Annotated in this window: 17 protein-coding genes; 15 read left to right on the top strand and 2 right to left on the bottom strand. The window is 64.5% G+C overall.

Translation table 11 applies throughout. The annotated features are described in order from the left end of the window. Window positions 1-340 precede the first annotated feature (340 nt). The 6 genes from thrS to ptsP all read left to right on the top strand — a co-directional run bounded on the left by thrS (window position 341) and on the right by ptsP (window position 6,606). Entirely contained in the window at window positions 341-2,293 is a 1,953-nt protein-coding gene (thrS, locus tag HV766_RS26735) for a threonine--tRNA ligase (RefSeq protein WP_175182141.1), read from the top strand. 20 nt (window positions 2,294-2,313) lie between these two features. Then, complete coding sequence (gene infC, locus HV766_RS26730) at window positions 2,314-2,865, top strand: translation initiation factor IF-3 (RefSeq protein ID WP_080551054.1); 552 nt, start codon at window positions 2,314-2,316, stop codon at window positions 2,863-2,865. Window positions 2,866-3,019: 154 nt separating this feature from the next. Beyond that, on the top strand, window positions 3,020-3,991 hold the full coding sequence (gene gshB, locus HV766_RS26725) for a glutathione synthase (RefSeq protein WP_054458256.1): 972 nt from the start codon (window positions 3,020-3,022) through the stop codon (window positions 3,989-3,991). A gap of 18 nt (window positions 3,992-4,009) precedes the next feature. Then, window positions 4,010-4,411, top strand: coding sequence for a PTS sugar transporter subunit IIA (locus HV766_RS26720; protein ID WP_054458255.1), 402 nt, complete (start codon window positions 4,010-4,012; stop codon window positions 4,409-4,411). A 109-nt stretch (window positions 4,412-4,520) separates the two neighbouring features. Continuing rightward, complete coding sequence (locus HV766_RS26715; RefSeq protein ID WP_013392913.1) at window positions 4,521-4,790, top strand: HPr family phosphocarrier protein; 270 nt, start codon at window positions 4,521-4,523, stop codon at window positions 4,788-4,790. Window positions 4,791-4,896: 106 nt separating this feature from the next. Beyond that, window positions 4,897-6,606: a phosphoenolpyruvate--protein phosphotransferase gene (gene ptsP, locus HV766_RS26710; RefSeq protein WP_054458308.1), complete on the top strand. Its 1,710-nt coding sequence runs from the start codon at window positions 4,897-4,899 to the stop codon at window positions 6,604-6,606. A 101-nt stretch (window positions 6,607-6,707) separates the two neighbouring features. On the opposite strand, the gene amt is transcribed toward ptsP, so the two are convergent. Both amt and HV766_RS26700 read right to left on the bottom strand, forming a co-directional pair. Continuing rightward, the gene (gene amt, locus HV766_RS26705) at window positions 6,708-7,946 is read right to left on the bottom strand and encodes an ammonium transporter (RefSeq protein ID WP_013392915.1); all 1,239 of its coding nucleotides are present in this window, start codon (window positions 7,944-7,946) and stop codon (window positions 6,708-6,710) included. Between the two features lie 28 nt (window positions 7,947-7,974). Continuing rightward, window positions 7,975-8,313, bottom strand: coding sequence for a P-II family nitrogen regulator (locus HV766_RS26700; protein WP_054458254.1), 339 nt, complete (start codon window positions 8,311-8,313; stop codon window positions 7,975-7,977). 540 nt (window positions 8,314-8,853) lie between these two features. On the opposite strand from HV766_RS26700, the gene HV766_RS26695 reads away from it, so the two are divergent. The 9 genes from HV766_RS26695 (at window position 8,854) to HV766_RS26655 (ending at window position 16,680) form a co-directional block, all read left to right on the top strand. Continuing rightward, window positions 8,854-9,255, top strand: coding sequence for a DUF5339 family protein (locus tag HV766_RS26695; protein WP_175182140.1), 402 nt, complete (start codon window positions 8,854-8,856; stop codon window positions 9,253-9,255). 181 nt (window positions 9,256-9,436) lie between these two features. Further along, entirely contained in the window at window positions 9,437-9,688 is a 252-nt protein-coding gene (locus HV766_RS26690; protein ID WP_054458252.1) for an accessory factor UbiK family protein, read from the top strand. A 184-nt stretch (window positions 9,689-9,872) separates the two neighbouring features. After that, window positions 9,873-11,402 (top strand): YifB family Mg chelatase-like AAA ATPase, encoded by a 1,530-nt coding sequence (locus tag HV766_RS26685; RefSeq protein WP_054458251.1) that lies wholly within the window; start codon window positions 9,873-9,875, stop codon window positions 11,400-11,402. A gap of 340 nt (window positions 11,403-11,742) precedes the next feature. Beyond that, window positions 11,743-11,940 (top strand): 50S ribosomal protein L35, encoded by a 198-nt coding sequence (rpmI, locus tag HV766_RS26680; protein WP_008159912.1) that lies wholly within the window; start codon window positions 11,743-11,745, stop codon window positions 11,938-11,940. A gap of 17 nt (window positions 11,941-11,957) precedes the next feature. Further along, window positions 11,958-12,317: a 50S ribosomal protein L20 gene (gene rplT / locus HV766_RS26675; RefSeq protein ID WP_006218741.1), complete on the top strand. Its 360-nt coding sequence runs from the start codon at window positions 11,958-11,960 to the stop codon at window positions 12,315-12,317. Window positions 12,318-12,392: 75 nt separating this feature from the next. Continuing rightward, window positions 12,393-13,415: a phenylalanine--tRNA ligase subunit alpha gene (gene pheS, locus HV766_RS26670; protein WP_054458250.1), complete on the top strand. Its 1,023-nt coding sequence runs from the start codon at window positions 12,393-12,395 to the stop codon at window positions 13,413-13,415. A gap of 13 nt (window positions 13,416-13,428) precedes the next feature. Next, window positions 13,429-15,846: a phenylalanine--tRNA ligase subunit beta gene (gene pheT / locus HV766_RS26665; RefSeq protein WP_175182139.1), complete on the top strand. Its 2,418-nt coding sequence runs from the start codon at window positions 13,429-13,431 to the stop codon at window positions 15,844-15,846. 3 nt (window positions 15,847-15,849) lie between these two features. Next, window positions 15,850-16,191 carry an integration host factor subunit alpha gene (locus tag HV766_RS26660; RefSeq protein ID WP_054458248.1) on the top strand — a complete coding sequence of 114 codons (342 nt, stop codon included), beginning with the start codon at window positions 15,850-15,852 and terminating at the stop codon, window positions 16,189-16,191. A 57-nt stretch (window positions 16,192-16,248) separates the two neighbouring features. After that, window positions 16,249-16,680, top strand: a complete 432-nt coding sequence (locus tag HV766_RS26655) for a MerR family transcriptional regulator (protein ID WP_054458247.1) — start codon at window positions 16,249-16,251, stop codon at window positions 16,678-16,680. Window positions 16,681-16,713 lie beyond the last annotated feature (33 nt).

The following is a 16,713-nucleotide window of genomic DNA, read 5'->3' as shown; positions in this document are numbered from 1 at the left end:
GGCGCGCTGTGGCGCTTTAGCCACGGAAAAGGCGTAAATAGTGATACAATCGTCGACGATAAGCACAGCTTCTGTTGCGCAGTGCATTGTTTGCTGTTTTTGATCCCTGCCGCTGCGGCGAGCATCATTAGGTCCAGACACCATGTTTTTCCCGCTGGCACGAACTACGACCCGGAACTTTCGCCCTATGTCGCGTTAAGTTTTCGTGCGTCGGGTTTCACCGTGTCAGGTCAGCGGTAGGACTCAGCAAGACAATCCAAGGAACGCGGCTCTCAGGCCGCGTTTTTCGTTTCCGTAATTTGTTTGTTTAGTTCCCAGAACCCCCCAGGAAGCACTCCCGATGGTACAGATCACATTGCCCGATGGTTCGCAGCGCCAATATCCGGGGCCGGTAACGGTTGCCGAAGTGGCGCAATCGATCGGTACGGGCCTGGCGAAGGCCGCCTTGGGCGGCCGCGTGACGTTTGAGGGCTCGGACTCCAGGCTGGTCGACACCAGCTTCCGCATCGAGGGCGACGCGCGCCTGGCCATCGTCACCGCCAAGGACGCCGACGGCCTGGATCTGATCCGCCACTCGACGGCGCACTTGCTGGCCTATGCCGTCAAGGAGCTGTTTCCGGATGCGCAGGTCACCATCGGTCCGGTGATCGACAACGGCTTCTACTACGACTTCTCGTACAAGCGCCCGTTCACGCCCGAAGACCTGGCCGCCATCGAGAAAAAGATGGCCGAACTCGCCAAGAAGGACGAGGTCGTCACGCGCGAGGAATGGTCGCGCGACGCCGCCGTCGAATTCTTCAAGAGCATCGGCGAAAAGTACAAGGCCGAGATCATCGCCTCGATTCCGTCGAACGAGCCGCTCAGCCTGTACCGCGAAGGCGACTTCATCGACCTGTGCCGCGGCCCCCACGTGCCGTCCACGGGCAAGCTGAAGGTCTTCAAGCTCATGAAGGTTGCCGGCGCCTACTGGCGCGGCGACAGCAAGAACGAGATGCTCCAGCGCATCTACGGCACGGCCTGGGCAACCAAGGAAGAACAGGAAGCCTACCTGCACATGCTGGAAGAGGCCGAGCGCCGCGACCACCGCAAGATCGGCCGCGAATTGGACCTGTTCCACTTCCAGGACGAGGCCCCTGGTCTGATTTTCTGGCACCCCAAGGGTTGGGCGCTGTGGCAGCAGGTGGAGCAATACATGCGCTCCGTCTACCGCGACAACGGCTACCAGGAAGTGAAGGCGCCGCAGATCCTCGATATTTCGCTCTGGAAGAAGACGGGCCACTGGGACAACTACCGTGAAAACATGTTCACGACGGAGTCCGAGAACCGCGTTTACGGCCTGAAGCCGATGAACTGCCCCGGCCACGTGCAGATCTTCAACGCCGGCCTGCATTCCTATCGCGAATTGCCCCTGCGCTACGGCGAATTCGGCCAGTGCCACCGCAACGAGCCCTCGGGCTCGCTGCACGGCATGATGCGCGTGCGCGGCTTCACGCAGGACGACGGCCACATCTTCTGTACCGAAGAACAGCTGCAGGACGAGTGCGCCGACTTCACCGCGCTGCTGCAGAAGGTCTACCGCGACTTCGGCTTCACGGAAGTGCTGTACAAGGTCGCCACGCGTCCTGAAAAGCGCATCGGCACGGACGAAGTCTGGGATACGGCCGAAGCCGCCCTGATGGAGAGCCTGCGCCGCACGGGTTGCGAATTCGAGATCTCGCCGGGAGAGGGCGCGTTCTATGGCCCCAAGGTGGAATACACCCTGAAGGACGCCATCGGCCGCCACTGGCAGTGCGGCACGATCCAGGTCGACTTCTCCATGCCCGTGCGCCTGGGCGCCGAGTACGTGGACCAGAACGACCAGCGTCGCCCGCCGGTCATGCTGCACCGCGCGATCCTCGGTTCGCTGGAGCGTTTCATCGGCATGCTGATCGAAAACCACGCCGGCGCCATGCCTCCCTGGCTGGCCCCGGTGCAGGCCGTCGTATGCTGCATTTCCGAACCTTCGGCCGATTATGCGGCTGAAATCACGCAAAGCCTGAAAAAACAAGGCTTTAGAGTAGAGTCCGATTTGCGCGGTGAAAAAATCACTCGTAAAATTCGGGAGCACAGCCTGCAAAAGGTGCCGTACATCCTCGTCGTCGGCGACAAGGAAAAGCAAAACGGCACTGTAGCCGTACGCGGACTGGGCGGATTGGACCTCGGAGCCATCGCATACGACGAATTCGTCGCGCGCTTGTCCGAGGACGTTTCCACCCGTCGCGACGTCGTTCATCCTGATAGCAGCGCTGCTTAACATTTCTAGGAGCTTTCAACATCGCCACTGAAAAAGCCAATCGCATCAACGGTGAAATCCGCGTCCCCGAGGTGCGCCTGATAGGTCTGGACGGAGAACAGCTCGGCATCGTCAAGATTGCCGACGCCTTCCGTCTTTCCGAGCAAAGCGACGTGGATCTGGTGGAAATCGCGCCGAACGCCGAACCGCCGGTCTGCCGTTTGATGGACTACGGCAAATTCAAGTACCAGGAGCAGAAGCGCCAAGCTGAAGCTCGTTCCAAGCAGAAGGTCATCCAGGTCAAGGAAGTCAAATTCCGTCCGGCCACCGACGAGGGCGACTACCAGGTCAAGCTGCGCAATCTGCGCCGCTTCCTCGAAGAAGGCGACAAGGCCAAGGTGACGCTGCGTTTCCGTGGCCGCGAAATGGCCCACCAGGAACTCGGTATGCGGGTGCTTGAACGTGTGCGCGACGATCTGCTGGAACTTGCCCAGGTCGAAGCCATGCCGAAGCTCGAAGGCCGTCAGATGGTCATGGTGCTGGCGCCGAAGAAAAAGGCCGTGCCTGCGGGCAAGCCTGAGTCGGCTGCCTGAGCTCCTGCCGTAGTCTCCCCAGGGAGGCTACGCCGCCTGTGCGATCTGCCGCCTGCCATGGCGCCGGCGGGTTCGCTAATTGGGCGGCTCTGCGCTACGATGTCATAAAGCCGCCTTCCCGCGAGGGAAGGCGGTGTCCGTTCAGGGTGTCGCGATGCATGTATTGTTCGTTTTGGATCCCTTGCCGCTGCTCAAGGCGTACAAGGACAGCTCTGTCGCCATGATGCGCGCCCTGGTGGCGCGCGGCCATACGCTAAGCGTGGCCATGCAGGGCGATCTCTATATCGAGGCGGGCACGGTCAAGACCGCGGCCACCCCCATCGAACTGGTCGCGGACGCCGATCTGCACGGCCACGACTGGTGGCGCGAGTCTGCCGCCCGGGATCTGCCGCTGGCGGAATTCGGCGCGGTGGTCATGCGCAAGGATCCGCCGTTCGACATGGAATACGTCTATTCCACGCACCTGCTCGAATATGCCGAGGCGCAAGGCGCCCGCGTGTTCAACAGCGGCGCGGCGATCCGCAACCATCCCGAAAAGCTGGCCATCACCGAAATCAGCGAGTTCACCGCGCCCACGCTGGTGACCCGCAGCATGGCCCGCCTGAAGGCGTTCCACGACGAGCATCACGATGTCATCGTCAAACCGCTGGACGGCATGGGCGGCACGGGCGTGTTCCGGCTGCAGCCCAAGGATCCCAACCTCAACGCCATCCTGGAAACGCTGACGGACAATGGCGCGCGCACCATCATGGCGCAGCGCTACATTCCCGACATCGTCAAGGGCGACAAGCGCATCCTGCTGATCGGCGGGGTGCCGGTGCCGTACTCCCTGGCCCGTATTCCGCTGGCCGGTGAAACCCGCGGCAACCTGGCGGCCGGCGGCCGCGGCGTGGCCCAGGAACTTTCCCCGCGCGACCGCGAGATCGCCGAGGCCGTGGCTCCCAAGCTAGCCGCCCGCGGTCTGCTGCTGGTCGGCCTGGACGTCATTGGCGATTACGTCACTGAAGTCAACGTCACCAGCCCCACCTGTTTTGTGGAAATCGCGGAGCAAACCGGTTTCGACGTCGCCGGCATGTTCGTCCAGGCGCTGGAAAAGGCCGTGGCGACCCCTGCCGCTGCCGCTTGACCCGCCAGGACCCCTGTCATGACCACCGGTATAGTCATCGTCGTGCACGCGCCCCTGGGCGCCGCGATACGCGATTGCGCCAGCCACGTCATGGGCAACCTGGACGGCATGCTGGCCATACACGACATCCAGCCTGAAGACCGGCCGGACGACCTGGCGCCGCAAGTCCTGAAGGACATCCTGGAGCAGGAACATGGCGCGGGCGTGCTGGTGCTGACCGATCTGATCGGCGCCACGCCCGCCAATATCGCCAAGCGCGCCGTCTCCGATGCCCAGGCCCAGGGCATCCAGTGCTGCGTGCTGGCCGGATTGAATACCCCGATGCTGCTGCGGGCCCTGACCTATCGCAATCTGCCCTTGGCCGAAACCCGCGAGAAGGCGCTGGCCGGCGGGCTTCAGGGCGTCTTACGTGTAGACTGACGGGCGGAAGTTTGCCCTATTATGTCGGCTATCCATTCAGGCCGATTGACGGTTCGACGGTTTGCTGTGATCAACACTGCGGCCTCATGCCGCAGCCATAATATTTCCTATGCCTAATACAGACATCGTCATCAGCAATAAACTGGGCCTGCATGCCCGGGCGGCTGCCAAGCTGACGCAGCTGGCCAGCAAGTTTTCCAGCGAGATCTTCATCTCGCGCGGCGCGCAGCGCGTGAACGCCAAGAGCATCATGGGCGTCATGATGCTGGCGGCCGGGCTGGGCGTGACGGTTAAGCTGGAGGCCTCCGGCAATGACGCCGATCAGGCCCTTTCCGAAATTCAATCATTGTTCGACAGCAAATTCGGTGAGCAGGAATAGAATTTCTTCCGAATCGGCCGGCCTGAGCGTTGCCCAGGCCGGCTCGTCTACGACCCTCAATGACGCACCCAACAACGGGGCTGGTTCTGCCAGCCCCGTTGTGTGTCTGTATGGCAAAGGCGTGGCCAAGGGATACGCCATCGGCCGCGCGGTCGTCATGGGTGCGGCGGCGCTGGAGGTCGCGCACTACCGCATCTCGCCCGAGGACGTGCCTGCCGAAAGCAGCCGGCTCACCGATGCCCTGGCTTCGGCGCAGCAGGAACTGCTGCAGCTGGCCGATACCTTGCCGGCCGACGCGCCGCGCGAGCTCGGCGCCATGCTCAACGTGCACAGCCTGCTATTGGGCGACCCGCTGCTGGCCGAGCAGACCCTGGCGCTGATTGCCGAACGCCACTACAACGCCGAATGGGCGCTGACGACGCAGGGGCAGATCCTGGGCCAGCAGTTCGACGCCATGGAAGACGAGTACCTGCGCGAGCGCGGGGCCGACGTGCGCCAGGTCATCGAACGGGTATTGCATGTGCTGGCTGGCACCTCGGCCATCCTGCCCGACATGTCCCACATGGGCGGCGACGACGCGTTGGTGGTCGTGGCCCACGATATTTCGCCCGCCGACATGCTGCGCCTGCGGGGCGGCCGCTTTGCCGCCTTCGTGACGGACCTGGGCGGTCCCACTTCGCATACCGCCATCGTGGCGCGCAGCATGGCCGTGCCAGCGGTGGTCGCCATGGGCAACGTGCGGGAACTGGTCCGCGACGGCGACATGCTGATCATCGACGGCGCAGCCGGCGCGGTGATCGTCAATCCGTCCAGCCGCATTCTCGAGGAATACCGCCGCCGCCAATCGGCCTATGCCGACGAGCGCGCCGAACTGAGCCTGCTGCGCGACGAGCCCTCGGTCACGCTGGATGGCATTGATGTGGTGCTGCACGCCAACATCGAACTGCCGGACGAAGCGGCGCTGGCATTGGCTTCCGGCGCGCACGGCATCGGCTTGTTCCGCAGCGAATTCCTCTTCATGGGGCGTCCGGACCTGCCGGGCGAAGAAGAACAGTACGAAGCTTACTCGTCGGTGGTCAAGGTGATGGCCGGCCGGCCCGTCACGATCCGCACGCTGGACATCGGCTCGGACAAGACGCTGGATGGCGAGGCCACGGTGGCCACCAATCCCGCGCTCGGCCAGCGCGCCATCCGCTATTGCCTGGCGCGCCCGGAGATGTTCGCAACACAGCTGCGCGCCATCCTGCGGGCCTCGGCGCACGGGCCTGTGCGCCTGCTGATACCGATGATTGCGCACATGCACGAGGTGGTGGCGACCAAGGCGGCCATCGAATCGGCGCGGCGCGAACTGGACGCGCGCGGCCAGGCCTATGCGCCCCACATGGAAGTGGGCGCCATGGTCGAGGTGCCCGCCATCGCCATCGCCATCGAACCCTTTGCGCAGGCGCTGGACTTCCTGTCCATCGGCACCAATGACCTGATCCAGTACACGTTGGCGATCGATCGCGGCGACCACGACGTGGCGTCCCTGTACGATCCGCTGCATCCCGCGGTGTTGCGTCTGGTCGCGCACACCATCAATGCGGGCGAGCGTGCCGGCAAGCCGGTTGCCGTGTGCGGCGAGATGGCGGGGGATTCGCGCATGACCCGGCTGCTGCTGGGTCTGGGCCTGACCGAGTTCTCCATGCACCCTCAGCAACTGCTGGACGTCAAGCGCGAGGTCCGGCGCGCGCACTCCAACGCTTTGCGCGTGAAGGTGGCCAGCGCCCTGAACCGCGCCTTGCCGGTGGATCTGGACACGCTGGACCTGGCCTGAGGCGGTTCGCCGCTGCATCAAAAAAGGCGCCGGGGCAGAATGCCCCGGCGCCTTTTTTATCCCCGCCCACCTATGCCATCCGGTGGGGAGGGGTTCCAGGTTTAGCTGTGGTACGCCGATTCGCCGTGGCTGGTGACGTCCAGGCCTTCGCGCTCCTGATCTTCCGGCACGCGCATGCCGCACAGGGCGTTGGCGATCTTGTAGGCGATCCATGCCACCACGCCGGACCAGACGATGGTCAGCAGTACGCCTTCCAGCTGGACCCACAGTTGATGGCCGATCATGCCGGGCTCGGCCAGGCCGGGGCCGCCGAGGATCTGCGCATTGAACACGCCAGTCAACAGGGCGCCAACGATGCCGCCCACGCCATGCACGCCGAACACGTCCAGCGCGTCGTCGGCGCGCAGCAGGCGCTTCAGGCCGTTCACGCCCCAGACGCAGACGATGCCGGCGATGACGCCGATGACCAGCGCGCCCACGGGGCCCACCAGGCCGGCGGCCGGGGTGATGCCGACCAGGCCTGCGACGGCGCCCGAGGCGGCGCCCAGCATCGAGGGCTTGCCCTTTACGGCCCATTCGGTGAACAGCCAGGACAGCACGGCGCCGGCGGTCGCGATCATGGTGTTGAAGAAGGCCAGCGTGGCGTTTTCATTGGCGGCCAAGGCGGAGCCTGCATTGAACCCGAACCAGCCCACCCACAGCAGCGCCGCACCCACGAAGGTCATCGGCAGGTTATGCGGCTGCATGGCTTCGCGGCCGTAGCCTACGCGCTTGCCCACCACGTAGGCGCCCACCAGGCCAGCCACGCCAGCGTTGATGTGCACCACGGTGCCGCCGGCAAAGTCCAGCGCGCCCTTCGCATTCAGCAGGCCCGGCGCCGTTTCGGACGCGAACCAGACCATGTGGGCGATCGGCACATAGGCGAAGGTGAACCAGATCACCGTGAACACCAGCACCGCCGAGAAGCGGGCGCGTTCGGCGAAGCTGCCCACGATCAGCGCGCAGGTGATGCCGGCGAACGTGGCCTGGAATGAGGCGAACAGCAGTTCGGTCAGCGAGTTCGACATGGCGTACTTGCCGTCGGACGGGGTGAACATGCCGGAGAAGAAGGCGCGCGACAGGCCGCCGAAGAAGGCGTTGCCCTCGGTGAAGGCAAGGGAATATCCGTAGATGAACCAGAGCACCAGGCCCAGCACGAACGTGCACAGCACTTGCAGCAACACGGACAGCACGTTCTTGCTGCGTACCAGGCCGCCATAGAACATCGCCAGACCGGGTACGGCCATCATCAATACAAGCAGGGTAGAGACGAGCAACCAGGAGATATCTGCTTTATCCATTTTCAGGCTCCATTGAGTCTTTATTTATTTACAGCGCAGCTTCGCCGGATTCACCCGTTCTGATGCGGATCACTTGTTCGAGCGGGGCGGCGAAGATCTTGCCGTCGCCGATCTTGCCGGTGCGGGCAGCCTGTTCGATGGCTTCAATGACCTGATCCACCAGATGGTCGGGCACGGCGGCCTCGACACGCAGCTTGGGCAGGAAATCGACGGCGTACTCGGCGCCGCGATACAGCTCGGTATGGCCCTTCTGGCGGCCGAATCCCTTTACTTCAGTGACGGTCAGGCCCTGGACGCCGATCCCGGATAGAGCCACCCGCACTTCGTCGAGCTTGAAGGGCTTGATGATGGCGATGATGAGTTTCATGGCATTTCCTCTCATAGTTGCACGTTGGCTTCGTCTATCAAGCAAATTCCATGCCATGTCGGATATGGCCCAGCGAAGGAGGTTGGCGCGCTCAAAGCGTGCTTGATTGCACCGGTTTGGTGCTTCATGCACCGCAAGTCAGCTTCAAGTTGGTGCGCAGCGCCAGCCCTTGGGGCAAGCAACAAGATATGTTTGGCGTCCGATATTTGTAGCAAATTGATGCGCGTTTTATTGCGTTTTATGTTGGCATATCAGCTTTTTTATCGAGTCATCGATGACTCGCCTGCTGCCCGCTGAGCCATATGCGGCGCGCCTTTGGCCTAAATCGGCAGACCGTTGGCGAGACGCAGAGGAGCGCCGGAATCGGCGCGGCCGGCGCGGTCTCGTGATACGAGGGTTTACACCCGTCGGCTTGTTGCCGAAGAGCGGCTGCAGAAGAATCGATAACAGTTCAAGCCTGTCCCCGAACAGGCTGGGCCGCAGGCGGAGTCTCCGCGTCGACGGATCTCCAAAAGAAAGCAGGAACGGGAAAGGGTAGTCATGAAAATCCACCGCAAGGCTTTCTGCACTTTGGTCCTGGCCGCGTCGCTTGCCGCGCTGGCCGGCTGCAACAAGAGCGAAGAAAAGGCCGCCACCGCACCTGCGCCCGCACCTGCGGCTCCCGCGGCGCCGCCTCCACCCGCGACTTCGCCTTCCTCGGCTGCTCCGGCGGCAGGCACTGCAGCGTCCGTTCCCGCCGAGTGCGAGGCCTACGTCGCCAAGATCAATGCCTGCATGGACAAGCTCGGCAGCGGCAACCCGGCTGCCGCCGCGATCAAGGAGCAGCTAGACGCGGCCAGAGCGCAATGGGGCGCGGTCAGCGACAAGACGCAGTTGGCGGCGCAATGCAAGCAGTCGTCGGATACGTTCACGCAGTCGGCAAGCCAGATGGGTTGCCCGTAACGATGTTGGTAGGGGGTTGCCGCCATGGCAGCCCGGTTTTCTCCTGTGCTTTGAAGGGCGGTCACCGCATGCGGCCCGCCCTCTTTTTTTGGATCGAGGCGGCCCTTTTTTTGCGCGGTCAGTCCGGAAACGGCGTTCCGACGCACTACACTTGAGGCATCAAGAACACAGTGAGGCCGTCATGAACAATCGCACCCAATGGATGGAAGACATCCAGAAGAACATCTCCGACCTGATCGCCCGCAGTCCGGCCGCGGATGTGGAGCGGAATGTGCGCGCGATGATGACGCAGGCATTCTCCAAGCTGGATCTCGTCACGCGCGAGGAATTCGACGTCCAGGCCGACCTGCTGGCGCGCACCCGCGCCCGGGTGGACCAATTGGCCGCGCAGGTGCAGCAGCTGGAGTCGCGCTTGTCCGCGCTGGACAAGTAAGCGCTGGAGGCCGCATCTCGCGGCCGGCAGAAATGCTTTCCGGAAACGGCCGCGATCAGCGGCCGTTTTCCATTTCCGCGTGCGCATCTGTGGTTGACGGGAGTGATGCTTCTGTCACGGCCGCCGCCGCGCGGGCCTCGCGTTTGCGGATACTGGCGGACCCAACTCTTGCTCGGAGGCCGCCTTGACGCTAGCCGTACTTGCCAGCCGCGCCCTGTGCGGCCTGGATGCCCACGCGGTGCGCGTGGAAACGCATCTGGGCCCGGGCCTGCCCAGCTTCAATGTGGTCGGCCTGCCCGATACCGAAGTGCGCGAAAGCCGCGAGCGCGTGCGCGCCGCCATCCTGAACAGCGGCTTCGAGTTCCCGCCCGGCAGGATCACGGTCAATCTTTCGCCCGCCGACATTCCCAAGGAGTCGGGGCGTTTCGACCTGCCGATCGCCCTGGGCCTGCTGCTGGCCTCCGGCCAGTTGGCCGCGCCGGCGGACGTTCGCGATCCAGAATCGCCCGTTCGGGATCCAGCCTTGGCCGACTTGGTGCTGGCCGGGGAGCTGTCCCTGACCGGCGCGTTGGTGCCGGTCGCGGCGCCGCTGGTCATCGCGCTGAGCGTCGCCCGGGAGGCGCCCGGCGCCACGCTCATCCTGCCTGCGGGCAGCGCCGAGCAGGCCGCCTGGGTTCCCGGGCTGCGCGTGCTGTCGGCGCGCACGCTGGCTGACGTGGCAGCGCACGCCACCGGTGCCTGCCTGTTGTCCAACGCCGTGCCCCGGCCCTGGCCGGCGGCTGCGCCCGGACCCTGCCTGTCGGATGTGCGGGGGCAGCCGGGGGCGCGGCGGGCCTTGGAGGTTGCTGCAGCGGGCGGACATAGCCTGTTGATGATAGGGCCGCCGGGAGCGGGCAAGAGCATGCTGGCGGCGCGCCTGCCGGGCCTGCTGCCGCCGCTGGCGCGCGGCGAGGCGTTGGAAGTGGCCGCCGTCGCCGCGCTGGCTGGCTTGTCCGACGCGCCCGTGGGGCAGCCCCCGTTCCGCGCGCCACACCATTCCGCCACGGCGGCGGCGCTGGTAGGCGGGGGGAGTCGTCCGCGTCCGGGCGAGATCAGCCTCGCGCATCATGGGGTGTTGTTTCTGGATGAGTTGCCAGAGTTCAGCCGTCGTACGTTGGAGGCCTTGCGGGAACCCCTAGAGACGGGCAGGGTGGTCATCGCGCGGGCGCTGCGCGCGGCGCAGTTTCCCGCCCGTTTCCAGTTGGTGGCGGCCATGAACCCGTGCCCTTGCGGGTGGCGCGGGCATCCCGGGCGGCCCTGCGCCTGCACGCCGGATCAGGTGGCGCGCTATGCAGGCAAGATATCGGGCCCGTTGCTGGACCGCATCGACCTGCACGTGGCCCTGCCGCCATCCGACCCCGAATGGATGGGCAAGCCGCCGGGGGAGGCGTCCGGCCCGGTCCGGGAGCGCGTGGCGCGTTGCCGCCAGCGTCAGCAGGCCCGCCAGGGCAAGCCCAACGCTGCGCTGGCGGGGGCGGAACTGGACGAGCATTGCCGCCTGGACGACGAAGGCCAGGCCTTGCTGCTACAGGCCATGCGCCGCCTGTCGGGGTCGGCCCGCGCCATGCACCGTGCGCTGCGGGTGGCGCGTACGATCGCCGATCTGGAAGGGGAGGACGCCCTGGGGGCCCGCCATATTGCCCAGGCGGTACAGTACCGGCGGCCGGGCGTATGACACCCCTCTGTGGCGTTCGCCGCCCCTGGGGTTGCGCTTTGCCGGCTGGCTGGCTCGACAAAATGCGGGAAATCACCATATAATCAAAGGCTTTCCCGGATCTGGATCAGATTTGATCTGTTTCTGGGGAGAATCCGCCAGGCAGCAATGCTGGCGGAACGTACCCCGGAAATGCTTCGGATGTAATCCAGAAGTGTCCCGGAAGTACCCCGGAAGTACCCCCAAGAAGTGGCAACAGGTCTCCAAGTTTTGCCGCCATGGAAGGTTTCATCGGCCGTCCATGCGTCAAGCACCTGGCGTCATGCATATCAACAATGAGTGTTTAGTTTAGGGAATCAACATGCCCAAGATGAAAACCAAGAAAAGCGCCTCCAAGCGCTTTAAGGTTCGCGGCAGCGGCTCCATCAAGCGCGGTCAGGCGTTCAAGCGCCACATTCTGACCAAGAAGACCACCAAGGCCAAGCGTCAACTGCGCGGCTCGGCAGCGGTCCATGACTCCAACGTGGCCTCCGTCAAGGCCATGATGCCTTTCGCTTGATCTAAGGGAGATCTACTATGCCTCGCGTCAAACGCGGCGTAACCGCCCGCGCACGTCACAAAAAAGTCATTGCCGCCGCCAAGGGTTACCGTGGCCGCCGCGGTAATGTGTTCCGTATTGCCAAGCAAGCAGTCATGCGCGCTGGCCAATACGCCTACCGCGACCGTCGTAACAAGAAGCGCACGTTCCGTGCTCTGTGGATCACGCGTATCAACGCCGCCGTCCGCGAACATGGCGTCAGCTACAGCGTGTTCATCGCCGGCCTGAAGAAGGCTTCGATCGAACTCGACCGCAAGGTTCTGGCCGACCTGGCCGTGCGCGACAAGGCCGGCTTTGCCGCCATCGTGCAGCAAGCCAAGGCTGCCTTGGCTGCCTGATCGCGCTTTAACTCATCGCGCATCGCTGCAAACGGGGCTGTAATGGCCCCGTTTGCGTTTTGAAGGCTGGATTTCATGACTCAAACGGTTGACGACCTGGTCTCCCAGGCGCAAGAACGCTTCGCCGCGGCCTCCGATGCCGCCGCGCTGGAAAATGCAAAGGCTCGGTTCCTGGGCAAGGAAGGCGCGCTGACGGTGCTGCTCAAAGCCCTCGGCAAGCTCGACCCGGAGCAGAAGCGCGAGATGGGCGCCCGGATCAATCAGGCCAAGCAAAGGGTCGAAGAGCTGCTGAACCTGCGCCGCGCGGCGCTGGCACAGGCTGAACTGGACGCCCGCCTGGCATCCGAAACCATTGACGTCACCCTCCCGGGCCGCGGCCGCGCGCCGGGCGGCATCCATCCGGTGATCCGGACCTGGGAACGCGTGGAAGAGATCTTCCGTTCCATAGGCTTCGACGTGGCCGACGGCCCCGAAGTGGAAAACGACTGGACCAATTTCACTGCTTTGAACAGCCCGCTGGACCATCCTGCGCGCTCCATGCATGACACGTTCTACGTCGACATGCAGGACGCCGAAGGCCAGCCGCTGCTGCTGCGCACGCACACCAGCCCCATGCAGGTGCGTTACGCCCGCATGCATAAGCCGCCCATCAAGGTCATCGCACCGGGCCGCACCTACCGCGTCGATAGCGACGCTACGCACTCGCCCATGTTCCACCAGGTGGAAGGGCTCTGGATCGCCGAGGACATTTCGTTCGCCGACCTGAAGGGCGTGTACACCGATTTCCTGCGCTGCTTCTTTGAAACCGACGACCTGGCCGTGCGTTTCCGCCCGTCGTTCTTCCCGTTCACGGAGCCGTCCGCCGAAATCGACATGATGTTCACCTCGGGGCCGAACCGCGGCCGCTGGCTGGAGATTTCCGGCTCGGGCCAGGTGCATCCGCAAGTGGTGCGCAACTTCGGCCTCGATCCCGAACGCTACATCGGCTTTGCCTTCGGTTCCGGACTTGAGCGCCTGACCATGTTGCGCTACGGCGTCAACGATCTGCGCCAGTTCTACGAAGGCGATTTGCGCTTCCTGCGCCAGTTCAACGAATAACAGACGGCTGATCATGCAATTTCCCGAATCCTGGCTGCGTACGCTGGTCAACCCCGCCATCGCCACCGAAGAACTTGCGCACCGGCTCACCATGGCCGGCCTGGAAGTCGAAGACACCGTGCCCGCCGCGCCCGCCTTCAGCGGCGTGGTCGTGGGCCACATCGTCGAAATCGCGCCCCATCCCGACGCCGACAAGCTGCGCGTCTGCAAAGTGGACGACGGCGCCGGCGAACTGCTGCAGATCGTGTGCGGCGCGCCCAACGCCGCTGCCGGCCTGAAGGTGCCGCTCGCGCGCGTCGGCGCCGAGCTGCCTGGCGGCATGAAGATCGGCGTGGCCAAGATGCGCGGCGTGCAGTCCTCGGGCATGTTGTGCTCGGCCCGCGAACTGGGACTGTCGCAAGACCATGCAGGCCTTTTGGAACTGCCCGCCGACATGACGCCGGGGCAGTCGATCCGCGAGGCGCTGAATCTGGACGACACGCTCTTCACGCTGAAGATGACGCCCAACCGCGCCGACTGCCTGTCCATCCTGGGCGTGGCGCGCGAAGTGGCCGCCCTGACCGGTGCGCCGCTGTCGGTACCCACCGCTGTCGCTGTGCCGGTCACGCTGGACGAGCGCCTGCCGGTCAAGGTCGAGGCGCCTGATCTGTGCGGCCGTTTTGGCGGCCGCGTGATCCGCGGCGTCAACGCCCGCGCAGCGACTCCCGAATGGATGAAGACGCGCCTGGAGCGCGCCGGCCAACGCTCGGTATCGGCGCTGGTGGACATCTCCAACTACGTCATGCTCGAACTGGGCCGTCCGTCGCACGTGTTCGACCTGGACAAGATCCGCGGCGACCTCAGCGTGCGTTGGGCCCGCGAAGGCGAAACGCTTGAACTGCTGAACGGCCAGACCGTCACGCTGGATTCGACGGTGGGCGTGGTGGTCGCTGGCGATCAGGTGGAAAGCCTGGCCGGCATCATGGGCGGCGAAGCCACCTCGGTCACGCTCGACACTCGCAACATCTATCTGGAAGCCGCGTTCTGGTGGCCGCAGTCGCTCGCCGGCCGCGCGCGCCGCTACAAGTTCAGCTCGGAAGCCAGCCACCGCGGCGAGCGCGGCGTGGACTACGCCACCATCCCCGAGCACATCGAATTCATCACGCGCCTGATCATTGACATCTGCGGCGGCGAAGCCGGTCCGCTGGATGACCAGATCATCAACTTGCCCAAGCGCGAGCCCGTGCGCATGCGCCTGGCGCGTTGCCACCGCGTGCTGGGCGTGCCCGTCACGCAGGCCGAAGTCGCCAAGATCTTCGGCAGCCTGGGGCTGGACTTCAAGATCGAGGGCGACGACTTCATCGTCACGCCGCCTTCCTACCGCTTCGACCTGGAGCTTGAAGAAGACCTGATCGAGGAAGTGGCCCGTATCTACGGTTTCGAGAACATCCCCGTGGAGCCGCCGATGGCGCGCGCCAAGATGTTCTCGCAGCCGGAAATCCGTCGTGGCGCCCATGCGCTGCGTCGCCTGGCTGCCGCGCAGGACTACCAGGAAGTCGTGAACTACAGCTTCGTTGAAGCCGACTGGGAACGCGACTATGCCGGCAACGAAACGCCGGTGCGCCTGGTCAATCCGATCGCCAGCCATCTGTCGGTCATGCGCTCCAGCCTGATCGGCAGCCTGGTCGCCAACATCCGCCATAACGCCAACCGCAAGCAGACGCGCGTGCGTCTGTTCGAACTGGGCCGCGTGTTCATGCGCGATGCGTCCGTTCAGGACGGTCCGCTGGAAGTGGCCGGCGTGCGCCAGCCCATGAAGCTGGCCGGCGCGGCCTGGGGACCGGCCGTGGAAGAGCAGTGGGGCGTGGCGACCCGCCAGGTGGATTTCTATGATGTGAAGATGGATGTCGAGGCGCTGTTCGGCGCGCGAGGCAGCCGCCTGCGCTTCGAAGCCGCCTCGCATCCCGCCCTGCATCCGGGCCGCAGCGCCCGCATCGAGCTGGACGGCAAGCATGTCGGCTGGATCGGCGAACTGCATCCGCGCTGGGCTCAGCAGGCCGACCTGGCGCATGCGCCCGTCGTGTTCGAACTGGACGCCGCAGCCTTGTCCGAAGGCGAACTGCCGCAAGTGCGCGAACTCTCGCGCCAGCCCATCGTGGTGCGCGACCTGGCGCTGTGGGTCGATGCCCACGTGTCGGCGCAATCCATGCTCGACACCGTCGCCGCGGTCGTGAAGGCGGATCCGCAACTGTCGGTGGTGCAGGACGCGCGCCTGTTCGACGTGTGGCGCGAGAAGGCCCACGGCAGCGAACCCGTCACCGAGAAAAGCCTTGCTTTCCGTTTCTGGCTACAGGACACTGAGGTCACGCTGGACGAGGCCCGCGTGGCGGATTGCCTGGCACGCATCAAGGAAGCCTTGGTGGCTGCGCACGGCGCTCGCCAACGCGCTTGAACCATGGGGAACAGTATGCTTGCTGCCGAGCCGCGCACTCTGACCAAGGCTGAACTGGCCGAACTGCTCTTCGAGCGGGTCGGCCTGAACAAGCGCGAAGCCAAGGACATCGTCGATACCTTCTTCGAGGAAATCCGCGACGCCTTGGCGCGCGGTGATTCCGTCAAGCTCTCCGGCTTCGGCAACTTCCAGGTGCGCGACAAGCCGCCGCGCCCTGGCCGCAATCCCAAGACCGGCGAGACCATCCCCATCGCCGCGCGCCGCGTGGTCACCTTCCACGCAAGCCAGAAGCTCAAGAGCGTGGTGGAACAGGCCGCGCCCGCAGCACCCGACGCCGAGGAGTGATACGCTTTGTCGGCAATTGTTATCGGCACCTGACGCATCGCGGCATAAAATCCCCTTATGACACGTACCGAATCCACCGTTACCTTACCGCCCATTCCCGCCAAGCGTTACTTCACCATCGGTGAAGTCAGCGACCTGTGTGGCGTCAAGCCCCATGTCTTGCGGTATTGGGAACAGGAATTCACGCAGCTCAAGCCGGTGAAGCGGCGCGGCAACCGCCGCTACTACCAGCATCACGAAGTGCTGCTGATCCGCCGCATCCGCTCGCTGCTGTATGAGCAAGGCTTCACGATCAGCGGCGCGCGCAATCGCCTGGGCGATGCGCGCGACGTGCCGCATGATCAGGACGCGGCAGTGCGCCTGTCGGGCGCCGAGATGCAAGCCTTGCGCAATGAACTTGGCAACGTCTCGACGATGCTGGCCGAAGCCTTGGGCACGGCGGCAAACGCAGCAGGCGCAAGCGCCAGCAACGTCAGCCCTGCGGCCTGATCGTCGGCGCATCGTCTTCCCCATATGGTTTGA

Source organism: Achromobacter aegrifaciens, assembly GCF_902859735.1.
Taxonomy (GTDB): Bacteria; Pseudomonadota; Gammaproteobacteria; order Burkholderiales; family Burkholderiaceae_B; genus Achromobacter; species Achromobacter aegrifaciens.
Note: the sequence above shows the minus strand (reverse complement) of the source record. Positions and strands in the feature narration are given on the sequence as shown.